Source organism: Neisseria weixii, from assembly GCF_042658245.1.
Lineage (GTDB): Bacteria > Pseudomonadota > Gammaproteobacteria > Burkholderiales > Neisseriaceae > Neisseria > Neisseria weixii.
The window spans coordinates 11,844-28,262 of the sequence record NZ_JBHSPY010000002.1 but is presented as its reverse complement, the minus strand read 5'-3'; the positions used below and the strand labels follow the sequence as shown (position 1 = coordinate 28,262).

Here is a 16,419-nt window from a genome sequence, read left to right as displayed (position 1 = left end):
TTTGCCATAGTTCTTTTTATCTGAAAAATCAGGCCGTCTGAAACGCGCGCCAGAATCATCTTCACAAAAACGCTTTTCAGGTATAGTATTCTCTACTCATCAAGTTGATACAATATGCGCTATTTTGGAGAAACCGAATGTTCAAACGTCCTGAAGAATTCATCGTATTCGTTTTAGGATTATTGTGGGTCGCTTTTACCTATTTTCTCACCACCTATTTCGGTGCCGACACCTACACCTCTTTAGTGATTACCGGCTTTACCCTGCTTTGGGCAGTGGTGTGTTTCGTCTTGTGGCAGCGTGATTTGAGCCGCATGATATGGCCTTGGTTCTTAGGCTTATTGGTGGCTTGCTGGTGGCCGTTTCTCGATTGGTTTGCGATTAAGGATTTCATCGTACCGGGCACGGAAAGCCATGCAATTGTGGTGGCCAAGCCTTGGTATGCAAGCTGGACATTTAAAATCATTCTGGCACTGATTCCGGTTGCCCTCGGCTATTTCATTAAATTCAAGCGCGCACGCCAAACCAAAATCGATACGGCTTCCAGTTTCTGATTTTAACCAACACCGTTTTCCATCAAAACGGTGTTTATTTTTTTGCTTCAGACGGCCTTTGCCGCATCGGCAAATCGGTTAACAATACCCCCATAAGCTGCTATACTCTTTGCACTCTTTAACATCAACCATTTCGCTGCATACACGCATCGCATTTTTCAGGTAAGGCCGTCTGAACATGATCAGCAAACAAGAATATCAAGCCCAAGTCGCACAAGGATACAACCGCATTCCATTAGTGCAGGAAGTCCTCGCCGATCTTGACACGCCCTTGTCGCTCTATCTCAAGCTGGCCAACAAACCCTTTACCTATTTGCTGGAATCCGTGGTCGGCGGCGAACGTTTCGGCCGCTATTCCTTCATCGGTCTGCCTTGCCATCATTATTTAAAAGCCGGCGGCAGACATGTCGGTGTGTATCTCAACGGCGAAATTGTCGAACAATACGATGGTAACCCGCTCCCCTTTATCGAAGCCTTCCATGCACGTTTCAAAACGCCTGAAATTCCAAGCCTGCCACGCTTTACCGGCGGTTTGGTCGGCTATTTCGGCTATGAAACCATCTATAATTTCGAACATTTTGCCCACCGCCTGAAACATCCGCCCAAAGCAGACCCACTGGGCACACCGGATATTTTGCTGATGCTGTCGCAAGAATTGGCGGTAATCGACAACCTTTCCGGCAAAATCTACCTGATTGTCTATGCCGACCCAAGCCAAACCAACGGCTACGAAGCCGCACGCGGACGCTTGGAAGACTTGCGCACCCAATTGCGCCAAAGCTGCGCCATTCCCTTATCTCTAGGCAGCGCCACCACCCAACCGACCAGCGAATTCGGCGAGGCGCCTTTCAAAGCCTGTGTCGATAAAATCAAAGAATACATCTTTGCCGGCGACTGCATGCAGGTCGTGCCCAGCCAGCGCATGACCATGCCCTATACCGACAGCCCGCTCTCACTCTACCGTGCCCTGCGCACGCTCAATCCGTCACCGTATATGTTTTATTACGATTTTGACGATTTCCATATTGTCGGCTCTTCGCCGGAAATTCTCGTGCGCCGCGAACAAGACACCGTGGTCGTGCGTCCGATTGCCGGCACCCGCCTGCGCGGCAAAACCCCTGCCGAAGACTTGGCCAACGAGCAAGATTTATTGAATGATGCCAAAGAAATCGCCGAACACGTCATGCTGATTGATCTCGGCCGCAACGATGTCGGCCGCATCAGCCAAACCGGCCAAGTCAGTGTTACCGACAAAATGGTGGTGGAAAAATATTCCCATGTGATGCACATCGTTTCCAATGTCGAAGGCCGTCTGAAAGAGGACATCACCAATATGGAAATTCTCGCCGCCACCTTCCCTGCCGGCACCTTATCCGGCGCACCGAAAATCCGCGCCATGGAAATCATCGAAGAAGTCGAACCGAGCAAACGCGGCATCTACGGCGGCGCCGTGGGCGTGTGGAGCTTCAACAACGACATGGACTTAGCCATCGCCATCCGCACCGCCGTGATTAAAAACGATACGCTTTATGTACAAAGCGGCGCAGGCGTAGTGGCGGATTCCGTGCCCGAATCCGAATGGCAGGAAACACAAAACAAAGCGCGCGCCGTGATACGTGCCGCGCAAATGGTACAGGAAGGCTTGGATAATTAAATGTTGCAAACTGATTGGGAGAGTTACACAAAATGTCGTGCATTTTCAGTCCGTCTCAACCGAGCCTATCATTAAAATTTTATCTGCGGGATTCACTCACGAAACAAAAATTCAACCTCACCCCGACATTGCCCCCTTAAGGTCGCACAACAATTATTGTAAGTCAGGCTGGGAAGCTTTAATCTGGCTATTGCCGTTGTCAAAAGCAGTGGTCACTTGCTTGCATTTGCGCGGATAAACGGCACCACTTTCATCACATACGATGTCGCCGGGGACAAAGCCTGAAACCGCCGCTTATCTCAAAGCACCGTCAAAATGATTTGAAGGTTTTGTGAATCAAGGTACTCCGCCCATGCTGGCAACGCCGAATATTTTGCCTTTGTAAGGCAGGTATCATTGTTGCATGATGGTCAAATTGTCGGTGCGGTGGTAAGTAGCCCGATGGTAAAACGATAATCGCCCGGCAGAATGAATTGCTGCGACATTTGAACAATAAGCGGTTTCAGGCACCATCAACGCATGGAACCGCTTGGGCGTTGCGTTCCAACCTGTGGCCGGCAGTACGGATAAACTGTTGGGCTTGGACAATATTGTCAGCTGATAGCATCTAAACTGTTTCAGCCGATTTTAATCTTATTTTTATCAAACAACCCTGCTATGAAAAACAACCCTATCCTTCCTCCTGCTATGCTCGGTATTCTCGGCGGCGGCCAGCTCGGCCGTATGTTCACCATCGCTGCCAAAACCATGGGCTATCAAGTCACCGTGCTTGATCCTGATCCCAATGCACCGGCAGCAGAATTTGCCGACCTCCATCTTTGCGCACCATTTGATGATCAGGCTGCCTTAGCCGAATTGGCCCAATGCGCGGCGGTGACGACTGAATTTGAAAACGTCAATGCCGATGCCATGCGCTTTTTAGCCAACCACACCAATGTTTCCCCGAGCGGCGATTGTGTGGCGGTGGCGCAAAACCGTATTCAGGAAAAGGCGTGGATTCAAAAGGCCGGTTTGAAAACTGCGCCGTATCAGGCCGTCTGTAAAACAGAAGACATTACTGAAGAGAGCGCAGCATTTTTGCCGGGTATTTTAAAAACCGCCACACTCGGTTACGACGGCAAAGGCCAAATCCGCGTGAAAACCTTGGATGAGCTGAAAGCCGCTTTTGCCGAGCATGGCGGCGTAGATTGTGTGTTGGAAAAAATGGTTGATTTGCGCGGCGAAATTTCAGTGGTGGTCTGCCGTCTGAGCAGCGACAATGTGCAAACCTTCGACCCCGCAGAAAATATTCACGAGAACAGCATTCTGGCCTATTCTATTGTTCCGGCGCGTTTGAGTGCCGACATTCAGCAACAGGCGCGGCGGATGGCGCAGCGTTTGGCCGATGAATTGGATTATATCGGTGTGTTGGCGGTGGAAATGTTTGTCGTCGGCGACACGCATGAATTGGTGGTCAACGAAATCGCACCGCGTCCGCACAACTCCGGTCACCACACCATCGACGCTTGTGCGGTCAGCCAATTTCAACAGCAAGTGCGCATAATGTGCAATCTGCCGCCGGCTGACACCCGCCTGCTCTCGGCCTGCTGCATGGCGAATATTTTGGGTGATGTGTGGGGCGACGACGGCAGCGAACCGGATTGGCTGCCGCTGCAAAGTGATACGGCTTCTTTCCTGCACCTTTACGGCAAGAAAGCCGCGCGTGCAGGCCGCAAAATGGGGCATTTTGTCGCTTTAGCCAAGGATGCCGATGCGGCTTTTGCAAAAGCCCAAGCCTTACACGCCACATTGAAACGCGCTTAAGGGCTTTACAATCGTTTTCTGTTTTCAGACGGCATTTGCGCTACAATATGCCGTCTGAAAACGTCTGCATCGGGTCTGATTCTATATCCGACATTTTTTATTGACTGTTCAGACGGCCTTAAATCTTTTGTCCATGATTTAAACCAAAGACTGAGGCCTTTGCAAAACCCCGGATTTGAGTACAGTTCGAAGTTAGAGCAGAGCAGGAAGCGAAGACATATCATGAAGATAGGCAAGCTTTCGAGCAGCGCATAACGAAGAAATGTACCAAAGATGGGGAGTTTGCAAAGGTCTCAGGCCGTCTGAACCCTAAGTTCCCCCATCTTATGAAAGCTTTACTTGATTTCCTGCCCCTGATTGTTTTTTTCTACCTTTATAAAACCGTCGAGCCGACCGATACCAACCATCCGCTGCTGCAACTTACCGGCGCGGCGGGCAGCGACAATAACCACGTTTTAGCCGCTACCGCCGGTTTGATTATCGCCACAGTGTTGGTGTACGGCTATCAACTGGTGAAACAGAAATTCCGTCTGGAGCGCCAGCAATGGCTTGTATTGGCCATGACGGTGGTGTTCGGCGGTGTGACGCTGGCGTTAAGCGATGATTACTATATCCGCCTGAAAGCCGTATTGCTCAATGCCGCATTCGGCCTGGGCATGCTGGTGTCGCACTTTTTCTTCAACGACCGCCGCTCTGCCGTGCAAAAAATGTTTGATTCGGTATTGGTGCTCTCGGCCGATGGCTGGAAGAAACTCAATTGGGCTTGGGCGGGCATGTTTTTCCTGCTGGCCGCGCTGCATGCTTTTTTTGCCTTTGTGTTTGCCGGCGGCCGGTATTGGGGCGAATTCACCGCATTCGGTGATTTGATTGTGATGCTCAGCTGCATGGGCATTATGTTTTTCGTGTTGCGCAAGCATTTCAAAAGCGAATGGCGCTGACAAAAATTTCTGCCGCAAGGCCGTCTGAATATGCCGTGTTCCTGCTATAATCATCCTACCGATTGTTGATTTTTCAGACGGCCTTTCGGTATTACAGGCGGTCTGAACGTTGTAATGTGAACCCTGCCATGAATCTCTTCACCGTGCTCCGCCCCGCTACCGAAAAAGACTGCCCTTTCATTCACAGCGCGCATCTGCATGCCGTTCAATATACCTGTATCCGCAGTTACAACGAACGCGTATTGCAGGCATGGGAAAAATTGCTCGGTATGGAAAGCTATCACGCCACGATGGCCGATAAAACCAAGGCCTTGTGGGTGGTGGAATACCGTGACGCAATTCAAGGCTTTTTCCAAGTCGATTTCAAAGAAGCCCAACTTGACGCGCTCTATGTCCATCCTTTAATGCACAACAAAGGCTTAGGCACGGCGCTGCTGCAGCGTGCCGAGGAATTGGCGCACGACGCAGGCTTGAGCTTTTTAAAACTTTACGCTTCGCTCAATTCCGTGCCGTTTTACCGCTTAAACGGCTACGAATCCTTAGGCGAAGCGGTGCTGCCTTTAAACGAACATGTCAAAGTCAAATGCGAATTAATGCGCAAATATGTATAGCAGTAATCAGGCCGTTTTAAAGATTAGTGAACTACACCCCAAAAGTTGGGTTCCAACTTTTGGGGTGTAGTTCATCCTTTCCAGACGGCCTGAGACCTTTATTGTGTGGGTTTCAAACCGATTTATTCATAAAATCATCGCGTTTGATCAAAATATAAGCCAATACCACCGCTAACAATGCCGTGCCCGACCCAATAAATCCAATGCTGCCCAAACCCAGCCAAACGGTGACATAATGCCCCAACAGCGCACCGTCGCCGATACCAACATTATACAGCCCCGAATAAATCGACGTGGCAACATCGGTGGCATCAGAAGCAAAGTTCAACACTTTGGCAATCATCGACAAGCTGACTATACTGATGGCCAATCCCCAGACAAAACACAACACATACACCGCCCATGCCGAGCCGGCCAACGGCCACAGCAAAGCCGTCATCAATACCACAAAGGCCGCTGCGCCGATAAAGAATTGGCGCGGGAACTTGGCAAACCATTTACCGAACACAAACGAAGCCACAAAACCGGCTGCACCATACAGGCCCAACACAATCGTTACCTGCTCCGGCTTAAAGCCGCCGATTTGCAGCACAAACGGCTCGATATAGCTATACGCGGTAAAATGCGCAGTAATAATCAAAATGGTAAAGCCGTACAGCAGCATTAGATTTTTGCGTTTTACCAGTAAAGGTAGGCTGCTCAATGAGCCGGAATTCACACTCGGCAGCAAGGGCAAATTTTTCGCCAGCACAATCATCACCACCGCAGCACAAACGCCGATCAGCAAAAAGCTGATTTGCCACGAATAAAACTGTCCAATCACCCGCCCCAGCGGAATACCCATCACCATCGCCATCACCGTACCGGTACTCAACAAACCCAGCGCCTGTGTGCTTTTGCCTTGCGGCGCAACCCGCACGGCCAAAGACGCCGTAATCGACCAAAACACCGCGTGCGTCAGAGCAATACAAATCCGGCTGACAAATAACACGCTGAAATTCCATGCGAAAAAAGACAACAAATGCCCGACTACAAACACAGCAAACAAAACCAGCAAAAGCTTGCGGCGTTCAAAATTTTTGGTGGCCAGCATTAGCGGCAGTGACAACAACGCCACGATCCACGCATACACGGTCAGCATAATACCGGCTTCGGTGGAGGCCATACCGAAGGTTTGGCCAATGTCGCTCAACAGTGCAATCGGAATAAATTCGGTGGTGTTGAAAATAAACGCCCCCACCGCCAAGGCCAACACGCTCAGCCATTGTTTTTTCTCTTTTGCTGCCGACATAATCTTAATCTTCCCTATCAAAACAGGGGCGTTATTCTACTCCCTTCACACAATAATTAAAACAATAACAATTGCCTATATTTATTTTGATTTCAAATATTTCATATGATCTTTATAAGATAGATAGGCCGTCTGAAACAACACTTGACCCTTACCCCATGTTAAGGTTTATATTTTGATAACCTAACAAGCAAACGAAAGGAAAAATCATGGAAAGCATCACCTTAAACGTAGAAGGTATGACCTGCGGCGGCTGCGTGAAAAGCGTAACCCGCATTTTGGAAAACACCGACGGCGTTGCCAAAGCCGAAGTGAGCTTGGAAAACAAAAGCGCCGTGATTGAATTCGATGCCACCAAAACCAATGTCGATGCTTTAATCGAAGCGATTGAAGACGGCGGCTTTGATGCTTCGCTTTGATCATATGCTCAAGGCCGTCTGAAAACAGGATTTTCAGACGGCCTTTATCTTTGGGAATGCTTGACTTTAACCCATCATTAAGGTTTAAGCTTTCTATATCTCGTCATTAACTGGACAACGAAAATGAAACAAAAAGTCCGTTTCCAAATCGAAGGCATGACCTGCCAAGCTTGCGCCTCACGCATTGAGAAAGTATTGAACAAAAAAGACTTTATCGAAAGCGCGGGTGTGAATTTTGCCAGCGAAGAAGCGCAGGTCGTCTTTGACGACAGCCGCAGTTCAATAGCCGACATCACGCGAATCATCGAAAAAACCGGTTTCGGCGCGCAACAAAAAACTGATACGCTGCCTAAAGCCGACAGCGGCGAACCAGTGCATATCGGATGGCGTTTGTGGCTGTTGCTGGCCATTAATGCCCCGTTCCTCATCGGCATGTCAGGCATGATGATTGGCCGCCACGATTGGATGATGCCTGTCATGTGGCAATTTGCCTTAGCCAGCATTGTGCAGCTTTGGCTCGCGATTCCGTTCTACAAAAGCGCATGGGCTTCGATTAAGGGCGGCTTGGCCAACATGGATGTGCTGGTCACCACCGGCACGGTGTCGATTTATCTTTATTCGGTGTATATGATGTTCCAACACCGCGGCATGGGGCACGACGGCATGGCGCATGTGTATTTTGAAGCGGGCGTGATGGTAATCGGCTTTGTGTCGCTGGGTAAATTTTTGGAACATCGTACCAAAAAATCCAGCCTCAACAGCTTATCGCTGATGCTGAAACTCACGCCAAGCAAAGTGAATGTTCAGCGCAACGGGACATGGCACTCATTGTCTTTAGACCAAGTGCAGACCGGCGATATGCTGCGCGCCAACCATGGGGAGCGCATTGCCGCTGACGGCGTGGTCGAAAGCGGCAGCGGCTGGACAGACGAAAGCCACCTGACCGGTGAATCCAATCCCGAAATGAAACAACAAGGCAGCAAGGTTTTGGCCGGTGCGCTGGTCACCGACGGCAGCTTGATTTACCGCGCTACGCAATTAGGCAGCCACACTTTACTGGGCGACATGATGAACGCGCTTTCCGAGGCGCAAGGCAGCAAAGCGCCGATTTCGCGCATGGCCGATAAAGTAGCGGCGGTGTTTGTGCCGGTGGTGGTCGGCATTTCGCTGCTTACGTTCGCGCTCACATGGAGCCTAAAAGGCGATTGGCAGGCCGGCTTGATGCATGCGGTGGCCGTGTTGGTGATTGCCTGCCCCTGCGCACTGGGTTTGGCCACACCGGCAGCGATTATGGTCGGCATGGGCAAAGCGGTGAAACACGGCATTTGGTTTAAAGATGCCGCCTCGATGGAGGAATCGGCACATGTCAACGCCGTGGTGTTCGACAAAACCGGCACGCTCACCGAAGGCCGACCGCAAGTGGCGGCGGTTTATCTGATGCTGGATAGCGGTTTTGACGAAGATGATTTGTTCCGCATCGCCGCTGCCGTCGAGCAAAATGCGACTCATCCGCTTGCCAACGCGATTGTTTCGGCTGCCTTAGCGCGCAATTTGGATTTACCGCCAACCAGTCAGGCACAAACGGTAGTCGGCGCCGGCATTTCCGCAAAAATCAGCGGTTTGGGCTTGGTGAAAGTCGGCAAAACCAATTACGCCAATTTGACCTTACCGGCTGATTTAGACGGCGTATGGCCAATTGCCAGCCTGGTAGCGGTATCGGTTGACGACCGCCCTGTCGGCGCATTCGCCTTAGCTGATGCACTGAAAAGCGACACCGCCGAAGCAATACGCCGTCTGAAAGCACATGATATCGAGGTGTATGTGATGAGTGGCGACAATCAAAATACCGTCGAATACATCGCCACGCAACTGGACATTGAACACGCGTTCGGCAACATGAGTCCGCGCGATAAAGCGGCGGCGGTGCAAAAACTCAAAGACGAAGGCAAAGTTGTCGCCATGGTCGGCGACGGTATCAACGATGCCCCTGCTTTGACTGCCGCTAATGTCAGCTTTGCCATGAAAGGCGGCGCCGATGTGGCCGAACACACCGCTTCGGCCACGCTGATGCAGTATTCGGTTAACCAATTGGTCGATGCCCTGCTCATTTCCCGCGCCACTTTGAAGAACATCAAGCAAAACCTGTTTTTCGCCTTTTTCTACAATATTCTCGGCATCCCGCTGGCCGCTTTGGGTTTTCTCAGCCCGGTGATTGCCGGTGCGGCCATGGCAATGAGCTCGGTATCGGTATTAACCAGTGCTTTACGTTTGAAACACGTGAAAATTGACTGATGCCGTATCCAAAAGGTCGGAAGCCGTCTGAACACTGTGTGTATCAGACGGCCTTTTTTCGTTTATAATCGCTTTTATTTTTTGATGGAAACCCGACCATGGAAATGATGGCCGCAATGAATATCTTTTTAATTGCGTTGTTGATTTTTACCGTATTATTGGTATGGTCGCGCAATTGGAAACGCAAACAGGCTTATTTGGAACACATCAAAAGCAAACCGGATACATTTGAATGGATCAGCAAAAACCTTACCGGCGTAGAAATCAAAGATTTAAAAGCCGTGGCCGACCGCTTTGGTCTGCCCATGTTGCAAGCCAAACAATTAATTGATTTTTATCGTCAAAATCATCAAGCCAAATAAGCTTTACAAAACCCGGCCTGGTGATTTAACCCATGTTAAGGCCGTCTGAAATAATTAATATTATAATGTTAATTATTTCAGACGGCCTTAACAGCAGGGGGGAAACATGACGGTTTATCTTATTGGCGACTCAATCCGACTGGGCTATGAAGCTACGGTGCAAGCTGCCCTACCCGATGTCGCTGTTCTCTCACCGGTCAACAATTGCCGCTCATCACATGATGTGTTGCGGCATATCGAACAATGGACGCAAGGCGCACAGGCCGGGGATATTATTCACCTAAACTGCGGTCTGCACGACATCCGCTACAATGTCGGAAGCCACAAGCCCTTAACCAATCTCCAAACCTACCAAGCCAATCTGCGACACATTTTTAGCCGCTTGCGGCAAGCCGGGGCACAAATTATTGGGCAAGCACACCTTTTTTGCAAAGCGTACACAATGTCACCAAATCATCGCGCCGCTATCTGAAAGATGTTCAAACCTATAACCAAATAGCCCAAGACTTGGCACATGAATTCGGTTTTGCCATTAATGATTTATATGGGTTGATGTTTGTACAGGACTTAACCGCGCTGACTGTCTGCGACGGGCTGCATTTCAATGAATTTGGCAATGAAATATTAGGCAATGCGGTAGCTGAATCGATTCGGAAAATGATTTTGTAAATGAATTAATCAAAATGAGGCCGTCTGAAACTTAATGCTTCAGACGGCCTTTTCCGCGGTATTCAATTTCGGATGGTCTGAGATACGTGCAAAACCTCAAGAACCACCAATAAAACCCTAAAGCCGTCATTCCCGCGCAGGCGGGAATCCATCGCACCATCCAAGAAACCTATTTTATTCAACAATTTGCTATGATTTAAAATGGATTCCCGCCTGCGCGGGAATGACGTCGGTTTTTTGTGTGCTAGCTTTTGAAGGAGTTTTGTAAAGGTTTCGACCTACTCGCGCATCACTTCTTCAATATCCGCCACCCTTTTCGGTGCCAACACAGTGTAATTTTCACAACCGCTTTCGGTTACCAACACATTGTCTTCAATGCGGATACCAGTATTGTGGAAGGCTTCAGGAATATCATCGGCCGCGGCAATATATAAGCCCGGCTCGATGGTGCTGCACATGCCCGGCCGCAGCAATAAAGGCTTGCCATCATGCCAGCGCTTGCCGACATCATGCACATCCAAGCCGACCCAATGACCCAAGCCGTGCATGTAGAAGCGCTGATAGGCTTGCGATTCAATGTTGCCGTCAACCGTGCCGCGCAATAATTTTTGATCAATCAAGCCTTGTACCAAAATTTTCAACGCAATCAGGTGAATCTCACGCCAATCGACATTCGGTTTCACGGCGGCAATAGCCGCTTCATTGGCGGTCAACACGACTTCGTAAATGTCTTTTTGCGCCGCGGTAAATTTACCGTTTACCGGAAAAGTACGCGTGATGTCGCCGGCGTAAAAAGCGTATTCGGCACCGGCATCAATCAGCAGCAAATCACCGTCTTGCAACGCATCTTTGTTGTCAACATAGTGCAGGCAGCACGCGTTTTTACCTCCTGCCACAATGCTGTTGTAAGACGGAAAGCGCGCACCATGACACATGAATTCGTACAGGATTTCCGCTTCGATTTGCAGCTCATTCATACCCGGGCGTGTTTTCTGCATGGCTCGGATATGCGCCAATGCGCTGATTTCACCTGCTTTTTTCAAGAGTGCAATTTCATGTTCGTCTTTGATCAGCCGCATACCGTCCAATAGCGTCGCCAAATCGGCCAAATTTTCCGGTGCATAAGTATTGGTTTGAATACGGCGGCCGGCACTTTGCTGCACGCTGTGCCAGTTGGCCATCACTTCCTTATCGTGTTCGGGATATAAGCCCCACAAGGCATACAGGCTCTTTTTATTCAGCAGTGCTTGGGTTAGTTTCGCCGGCCATTCGCTGTTGGCATAGGCTTCATCAAAACCGAAAACTTCCAGCGCCGCTTCAGGCCCATATCTGAAACCATGCCAAATTTCGCTTAAAGCATCTTTTTCGCGACAAAACAAAATGCTTTTTTGCGTCGCACCATCCAACAACAACACCGCTTGCGGCTCGTCAAATCCGGTCAGGTAATGAAAATAGCTGTCTTGACGGAACGGGAATTCAGTATCGTTGCTGCGGCGTTGTTCCGGCGAAGCAAACAAAACCGCCACGCCTTCGCTGCCGATTTGTTGCAGCACGAGCTGGCGGCGTTGGATAAACGGAGTATTGTTCATCATGTTTCCTTAAGGCCGTCTGAAATTTTTAAAGCCCTTCAGACGGCCTCATTATTATTAATATGATTTACAATCAAAGACTAATCAGGTGATTTCAAAGTTTGGGCCTGCTTGATTTTTCGGGCAAACCACAAAGCTGCCGCTGCGCCGCACACATCAGCGACCGCATCCCAAAACGAGCCTTCGCGTGTTTGCGTAAACATTGCCTGTCCACACTCACTGGCTGCGGCAAACACCACAGCAAAAATCATCAGGCCTCGATACGGAATCGGCCGTTTATCGGTCATATATGCTTTGGCCAGCAGCCAAAATTGTGCGAAAAACAAAGCAAAATGCGCCACTTTATCGAAATTCGGAAACGGTGGCACACCGCCTGTTGATTCACGAAACAGCAGTGAATAAATGATCGCGGCAAACCAAAGCGCGGCCAATGTGGTAAATTTATTGCGCGGCAAGGTCATTTTCACCCTCTTCGTCCAGCCATATTTGGCAGATTTTGGCCAAGCGCACGAATTTACCACCGCGCCCGTTTAGCAAATCACACCATTGCACCACTTCTTCTCGGCTTGGGGCATCATCCAAGCTGCACTCATATAATAAAAAATCAAGCGTTTCTTCGACTGTGCCAACGCTTTCGGTTTCAATCAAATCAATCAATTCTCTCATGGTTTAGGCCGTCTGAAATATAGGGTTATCGACTGTGTAAAAAACGCTGAGCTTCTTCAAATTCACCCGCAGTCAGCAGCGGTATGCCTTTGATGGATTTATTGACTGAATCTTCAATCAGCTGGCGGTGTTCGGCGCTCGGTTTGTTCAACACGTAAGCCGGCACCAACGCCTTATCGCCCGGATGATCAATGCCCAGACGCAGGCGGTAGAAATTCGGCGTACCCAATCGGGCTTGAATGTCTTTCAAGCCGTTGTGGCCGCCATTACCACCGCCGAGCTTGAATTTAATGCGGCCGCATTCGATGTCGAGTTCATCGTGCACCACCAGAATTTCTTCGGGTTCAATCTTGTAAAACTGTGCCAAGGCCGCCACCGCCTGACCGGAACGGTTCATAAACATCATCGGCTTAATCAGCCAAACATCACCTTCCGAACGGCTCACCCGCGCCACTTCCCCGAAGAATTTTTTCTCCTCTTTAAACGTCGCCTTCCATTGCCACGCCAATTCATCCAGCAGCCAAAAGCCGACATTGTGACGGGTTGCTTCATATTCTTTACCGGGGTTACCCAGACCGACGATCATTTTGATTGGGGTAGACATAATTTTCTCGTTGGTGTGTGTTTCTTACGAAGGCCGTCTGAAATTGAATGGTTCAGACGGCCTCAAACTTCAATCTTCCTGATTTTGTACACGCTGTCTTCGCGCTTCTTTCGGATCAATCGACAAAGGTCGATACACTTCAATGCGGTCTTTATCGCGCAATAGGGTATCGTCTTTGGTCAGTTTCCCGAAAATGCCGAGCTTGGCCGAATGCAAATCCAAATCGGGAAACTCCTTTTCCAAACCGCTTTGCAAGACAGCTTGACGAATGGTGGAGCCCTTGGCTACCCGCATGGTTTTCAGCACTTGCTTGTCGGGCAAGCCGTACACGATTTCAATGTTAAGCATAGCGGCGGTCAGCCTCTTTAACAAATGCGTCCACCAAGGTGCCGGACAGATGATTAAATACCGGCGAAATCATCGCCGATAAAATCGAACTGTTGAATTCGTATTCTAATTTGAATTCAATTTGGCACATATCATCACCCAAATCAACAAACCGCCATGTCCCGCGCAGGGTTTTAAACGGCCCTTCCAACAAATCCATTTTGATTTCTTGACCGGGAACATTGTGATTATGCGTGGCAAACGATTGACGAACGCCCATATAGTCCATAAACAGGCGCGCTTTCAATTCGGTATCGGTGCGCCCGATGATTTCGGTTTTGCTGTACCACGGCAGGAATTTCGGATAATCCTCCACCCGGTCAACCAACTCAAACATCTGCTTGGCGCTGTGTAACACCAACACGCTTTTTTCTACTGTTTTCATGGTGGAATTAAGCTTAGCAAAAGTACCATTATAAACGAATTTGCCGGTCTTTTCAGACGGCCTGAAGGAATAATCTTCAATATTTATGTTATTTTTACTTCGCCTCGATTGTTTCGGATATGAAAAAAACGGCAGCGTTGACGCTGCCGTTTCATATACCGGTTATGGCTTGCTCACACCCGAATCATTACTGGAAGAATGCTCAGGTTTCACATTTTGCACTTCGGTTTGCGGACCTTCAGGCGTAATCACCATCACCTGCTCCGGCTCGCCTTTTTCTTCTTCAGACTCATCTTTACGCAAATTGTGGCTGTAATCTTTTGGCGGACTAGGCTGCTCGCCTGCCATGATTTCCAATACCTGATCGCGATCGATGGTTTCCCAATCCATCAGTGCTTTACACATGGTTTCCATTTTATCTCGGTTCTCATCCAAGATTTTATAGGCCACGGCGTATTGCTCATCCAAAATACGGCGGATTTCGGCATCCACATCTTGCTGGGTTTTCTCGGAAATGTTTTGCGAACGGGTCACGCTGCGGCCCAAGAACACTTCACCTTCATTTTCTGCATAAACCATTACACCCATTTTATCGCTCATGCCGTAGCGGGTAACCATTTCGCGGGCAATTTGCGTAGCGCGCTCGAAGTCATTGGAAGCGCCGGTAGAAATACGGCCGACAAAAATATCTTCGGCAATACGACCACCAAACAGAATCGCGATTTGGCTCAGCATTTGGTCTTTATACATGCTGATGCGGTCGCGTTCCGGCAACTGCCAAGTCAAGCCCAAGGCTCGGCCGCGCGGCATAATGGTGACTTTATGCACCGGATCGGTGAAATCCAAGCTCTCGGCAACAATGGCATGACCCGATTCATGGTAAGCCGTCGCACGTTTTTCATCTTCATGCATCACCATTGAGCGGCGCTCAGGACCCATGTAGATTTTGTCTTTGGCATCTTCAAAATCGCTTTGATCGACTTTGATTTTATTGCGGCGACCGGCAAACAAAGCTGCTTCGTTCACTAAGTTGGCCAAATCGGCACCGGAGAAACCCGGGGTACCGCGCGCCAATGAAGTCAAATCAACCGACTCATCCAAAGGCACTTTTTTAGCATGCACTTTCAAAATCTGCTCGCGGCCACGGATATCCGGCAACGGCACCACGACTTGACGGTCGAAACGACCCGGGCGCTGCAAAGCAGGGTCCAATACGTCCGGACGGTTGGTTGCGGCAATCACAATCACGGTTTGATTGCTTTCAAAGCCATCCATCTCAACCAGCAACTGGTTCAAAGTTTGTTCGCGTTCATCGTTACCACCACCCAAACCGGCACCACGCTGGCGACCTACGGCATCAATCTCATCAATAAAGATGATGCAAGGCGAATTTTTCTTGGCTTGTTCAAACATATCGCGCACACGGCTGGCACCGACACCGACGAACATTTCCACGAAATCCGAACCGGAAATGCTGAAGAACGGCACACCTGCCTCACCGGCAATTGCTTTGGCCAGCAAGGTTTTACCTGTACCCGGACTACCGGCCAGCAAAATACCGCGCGGCACACGGCCACCCAAGCTTTGATAGCGGGTTGGCGCTTTGAGGTAATCAACAATTTCCTGAACTTCTTCTTTGGCTTCATCGCAACCGGCCACATCAGCAAAAGTCACTTTGTTGGCATCTTTATCCAACAATTTGGCGCGGCTCTTACCGAATGAAAACGCACCGCCTTTACCACCGCCACCGCTTTGCATACGCATGAAGTAGAACCATGCACCGATCAACAGCAATACCGGCAACAGGCTGAAGAACAAGCTGCCGAGCATGCTCGGTTTTTCTTCAGGTGTCACTTTGACGCGGACATCTTTATCCAATAAAGTCTGAATCAGCTTATCGTCAAGCGGCGCATTAGTGAAAAACGAAGTTTTATCGGCGCGCTCACCTTTGATCAGATAACCGCTCACGACCGAACCTTCGATATTCACGCTGGTCACTTCACCGTTGTTTACCTGTTGGATAAACTGCGAATATTCGATTTGTTGTTTATTTTCCTGCTTGTCATTAATGGCATTGAATGCCGCCATAAGGCAGACACCCAGCACCAACCAGACCAATACATGTTTAATGGTATTCCCCACTGAATCAGGCTCCATATATAAAGGTAAACGAAAGAAACGATTTTAATGCACGC

Annotated in this window: 18 protein-coding genes; 10 read left to right on the top strand and 8 right to left on the bottom strand. The window is 49.4% G+C overall.

Annotated elements, in window-relative coordinates; all coding sequences use genetic code 11:
• Nucleotides 1-137: 137 nt before the first annotated feature.
• From ACFPVS_RS01965 to ACFPVS_RS01940, 6 genes are all read left to right on the top strand, one after another.
• The gene (locus tag ACFPVS_RS01965; RefSeq protein ID WP_096295285.1) at nucleotides 138-554 is read left to right on the top strand and encodes an MFS transporter; all 417 of its coding nucleotides are present in this window, start codon (nucleotides 138-140) and stop codon (nucleotides 552-554) included.
• Nucleotides 555-732: 178 nt separating this feature from the next.
• Entirely contained in the window at nucleotides 733-2,208 is a 1,476-nt protein-coding gene (trpE, locus tag ACFPVS_RS01960) for an anthranilate synthase component I (protein WP_096295286.1), read from the top strand.
• 168 nt (nucleotides 2,209-2,376) lie between these two features.
• Nucleotides 2,377-2,493, top strand: a complete 117-nt coding sequence (locus tag ACFPVS_RS01955; RefSeq protein ID WP_096296118.1) for a heme-binding protein — start codon at nucleotides 2,377-2,379, stop codon at nucleotides 2,491-2,493.
• A gap of 372 nt (nucleotides 2,494-2,865) precedes the next feature.
• Nucleotides 2,866-4,011 carry a 5-(carboxyamino)imidazole ribonucleotide synthase gene (locus ACFPVS_RS01950; RefSeq protein WP_096295287.1) on the top strand — a complete coding sequence of 382 codons (1,146 nt, stop codon included), beginning with the start codon at nucleotides 2,866-2,868 and terminating at the stop codon, nucleotides 4,009-4,011.
• Between the two features lie 326 nt (nucleotides 4,012-4,337).
• Nucleotides 4,338-4,949 (top strand): inner membrane-spanning protein YciB, encoded by a 612-nt coding sequence (locus tag ACFPVS_RS01945; RefSeq protein WP_096295288.1) that lies wholly within the window; start codon nucleotides 4,338-4,340, stop codon nucleotides 4,947-4,949.
• A gap of 128 nt (nucleotides 4,950-5,077) precedes the next feature.
• Nucleotides 5,078-5,560: a GNAT family N-acetyltransferase gene (locus tag ACFPVS_RS01940; RefSeq protein WP_096296119.1), complete on the top strand. Its 483-nt coding sequence runs from the start codon at nucleotides 5,078-5,080 to the stop codon at nucleotides 5,558-5,560.
• Between the two features lie 112 nt (nucleotides 5,561-5,672).
• Here the strand turns inward: ACFPVS_RS01940 and ACFPVS_RS01935 are convergent, their stop codons facing one another.
• On the bottom strand, nucleotides 5,673-6,851 hold the full coding sequence (locus ACFPVS_RS01935; RefSeq protein WP_378595274.1) for a sugar transporter: 1,179 nt from the start codon (nucleotides 6,849-6,851) through the stop codon (nucleotides 5,673-5,675).
• Nucleotides 6,852-7,060: 209 nt separating this feature from the next.
• On the opposite strand from ACFPVS_RS01935, the gene ACFPVS_RS01930 reads away from it, so the two are divergent.
• The 4 genes from ACFPVS_RS01930 (at nucleotide 7,061) to ACFPVS_RS01915 (ending at nucleotide 10,593) form a co-directional block, all read left to right on the top strand.
• Complete coding sequence (locus tag ACFPVS_RS01930) at nucleotides 7,061-7,270, top strand: heavy-metal-associated domain-containing protein (RefSeq protein WP_096295289.1); 210 nt, start codon at nucleotides 7,061-7,063, stop codon at nucleotides 7,268-7,270.
• 123 nt (nucleotides 7,271-7,393) lie between these two features.
• Entirely contained in the window at nucleotides 7,394-9,562 is a 2,169-nt protein-coding gene (locus tag ACFPVS_RS01925) for a heavy metal translocating P-type ATPase (RefSeq protein WP_378595272.1), read from the top strand.
• A gap of 98 nt (nucleotides 9,563-9,660) precedes the next feature.
• Nucleotides 9,661-9,924, top strand: a complete 264-nt coding sequence (locus tag ACFPVS_RS01920; protein WP_123803725.1) for a hypothetical protein — start codon at nucleotides 9,661-9,663, stop codon at nucleotides 9,922-9,924.
• 426 nt (nucleotides 9,925-10,350) lie between these two features.
• Nucleotides 10,351-10,593, top strand: coding sequence for an SGNH/GDSL hydrolase family protein (locus ACFPVS_RS01915; RefSeq protein WP_232507386.1), 243 nt, complete (start codon nucleotides 10,351-10,353; stop codon nucleotides 10,591-10,593).
• A gap of 278 nt (nucleotides 10,594-10,871) precedes the next feature.
• Here ACFPVS_RS01915 and pepP read toward each other — a convergent pair whose 3' ends face one another.
• The 7 genes from pepP to ftsH form a co-directional block, all read right to left on the bottom strand.
• A complete protein-coding gene (gene pepP, locus ACFPVS_RS01910) occupies nucleotides 10,872-12,185 on the bottom strand; it encodes a Xaa-Pro aminopeptidase (RefSeq protein ID WP_378595270.1) in 1,314 nt (437 codons plus the stop codon).
• A 77-nt stretch (nucleotides 12,186-12,262) separates the two neighbouring features.
• Nucleotides 12,263-12,643 (bottom strand): VanZ family protein, encoded by a 381-nt coding sequence (locus ACFPVS_RS01905; protein ID WP_096295291.1) that lies wholly within the window; start codon nucleotides 12,641-12,643, stop codon nucleotides 12,263-12,265.
• Nucleotides 12,624-12,848, bottom strand: coding sequence for a dioxygenase (locus tag ACFPVS_RS01900; protein ID WP_096295292.1), 225 nt, complete (start codon nucleotides 12,846-12,848; stop codon nucleotides 12,624-12,626). Before ACFPVS_RS01900 ends, ACFPVS_RS01905 begins: the two co-directional genes overlap by 20 nt.
• A 25-nt stretch (nucleotides 12,849-12,873) precedes the next feature.
• The gene (pth, locus tag ACFPVS_RS01895) at nucleotides 12,874-13,452 is read right to left on the bottom strand and encodes an aminoacyl-tRNA hydrolase (protein ID WP_096295293.1); all 579 of its coding nucleotides are present in this window, start codon (nucleotides 13,450-13,452) and stop codon (nucleotides 12,874-12,876) included.
• Nucleotides 13,453-13,521: 69 nt separating this feature from the next.
• Nucleotides 13,522-13,800 (bottom strand): RnfH family protein, encoded by a 279-nt coding sequence (locus tag ACFPVS_RS01890; protein WP_096295294.1) that lies wholly within the window; start codon nucleotides 13,798-13,800, stop codon nucleotides 13,522-13,524.
• Nucleotides 13,793-14,224 carry a type II toxin-antitoxin system RatA family toxin gene (locus ACFPVS_RS01885; protein ID WP_096295295.1) on the bottom strand — a complete coding sequence of 144 codons (432 nt, stop codon included), beginning with the start codon at nucleotides 14,222-14,224 and terminating at the stop codon, nucleotides 13,793-13,795. Before ACFPVS_RS01885 ends, ACFPVS_RS01890 begins: the two co-directional genes overlap by 8 nt.
• Nucleotides 14,225-14,386: 162 nt before the next feature.
• Nucleotides 14,387-16,366 carry an ATP-dependent zinc metalloprotease FtsH gene (ftsH, locus tag ACFPVS_RS01880; RefSeq protein ID WP_232507388.1) on the bottom strand — a complete coding sequence of 660 codons (1,980 nt, stop codon included), beginning with the start codon at nucleotides 16,364-16,366 and terminating at the stop codon, nucleotides 14,387-14,389.
• Between the last annotated feature and the right edge of the window lie 53 nt (nucleotides 16,367-16,419).

Coding starts and splice junctions, on each gene's coding strand:
- ACFPVS_RS01940 (WP_096296119.1), top strand. CDS start 5,078: ATGAATCTCTTCACCGTGCTCCGCCCCGCTACCGAAAAAGACTGCCCT.
- ACFPVS_RS01920 (WP_123803725.1), top strand. CDS start 9,661: ATGGAAATGATGGCCGCAATGAATATCTTTTTAATTGCGTTGTTGATT.
- pepP (WP_378595270.1), bottom strand. CDS start 12,185: ATGATGAACAATACTCCGTTTATCCAACGCCGCCAGCTCGTGCTGCAA.
- ACFPVS_RS01900 (WP_096295292.1), bottom strand. CDS start 12,848: ATGAGAGAATTGATTGATTTGATTGAAACCGAAAGCGTTGGCACAGTC.
- trpE (WP_096295286.1), top strand. CDS start 733: ATGATCAGCAAACAAGAATATCAAGCCCAAGTCGCACAAGGATACAAC.
- ACFPVS_RS01885 (WP_096295295.1), bottom strand. CDS start 14,224: ATGAAAACAGTAGAAAAAAGCGTGTTGGTGTTACACAGCGCCAAGCAG.
- ACFPVS_RS01925 (WP_378595272.1), top strand. CDS start 7,394: ATGAAACAAAAAGTCCGTTTCCAAATCGAAGGCATGACCTGCCAAGCT.
- ACFPVS_RS01930 (WP_096295289.1), top strand. CDS start 7,061: ATGGAAAGCATCACCTTAAACGTAGAAGGTATGACCTGCGGCGGCTGC.
- ACFPVS_RS01950 (WP_096295287.1), top strand. CDS start 2,866: ATGAAAAACAACCCTATCCTTCCTCCTGCTATGCTCGGTATTCTCGGC.
- ACFPVS_RS01965 (WP_096295285.1), top strand. CDS start 138: ATGTTCAAACGTCCTGAAGAATTCATCGTATTCGTTTTAGGATTATTG.
- ACFPVS_RS01905 (WP_096295291.1), bottom strand. CDS start 12,643: ATGACCTTGCCGCGCAATAAATTTACCACATTGGCCGCGCTTTGGTTT.
- pth (WP_096295293.1), bottom strand. CDS start 13,452: ATGTCTACCCCAATCAAAATGATCGTCGGTCTGGGTAACCCCGGTAAA.
- ACFPVS_RS01890 (WP_096295294.1), bottom strand. CDS start 13,800: ATGCTTAACATTGAAATCGTGTACGGCTTGCCCGACAAGCAAGTGCTG.
- ACFPVS_RS01935 (WP_378595274.1), bottom strand. CDS start 6,851: ATGTCGGCAGCAAAAGAGAAAAAACAATGGCTGAGCGTGTTGGCCTTG.
- ACFPVS_RS01945 (WP_096295288.1), top strand. CDS start 4,338: ATGAAAGCTTTACTTGATTTCCTGCCCCTGATTGTTTTTTTCTACCTT.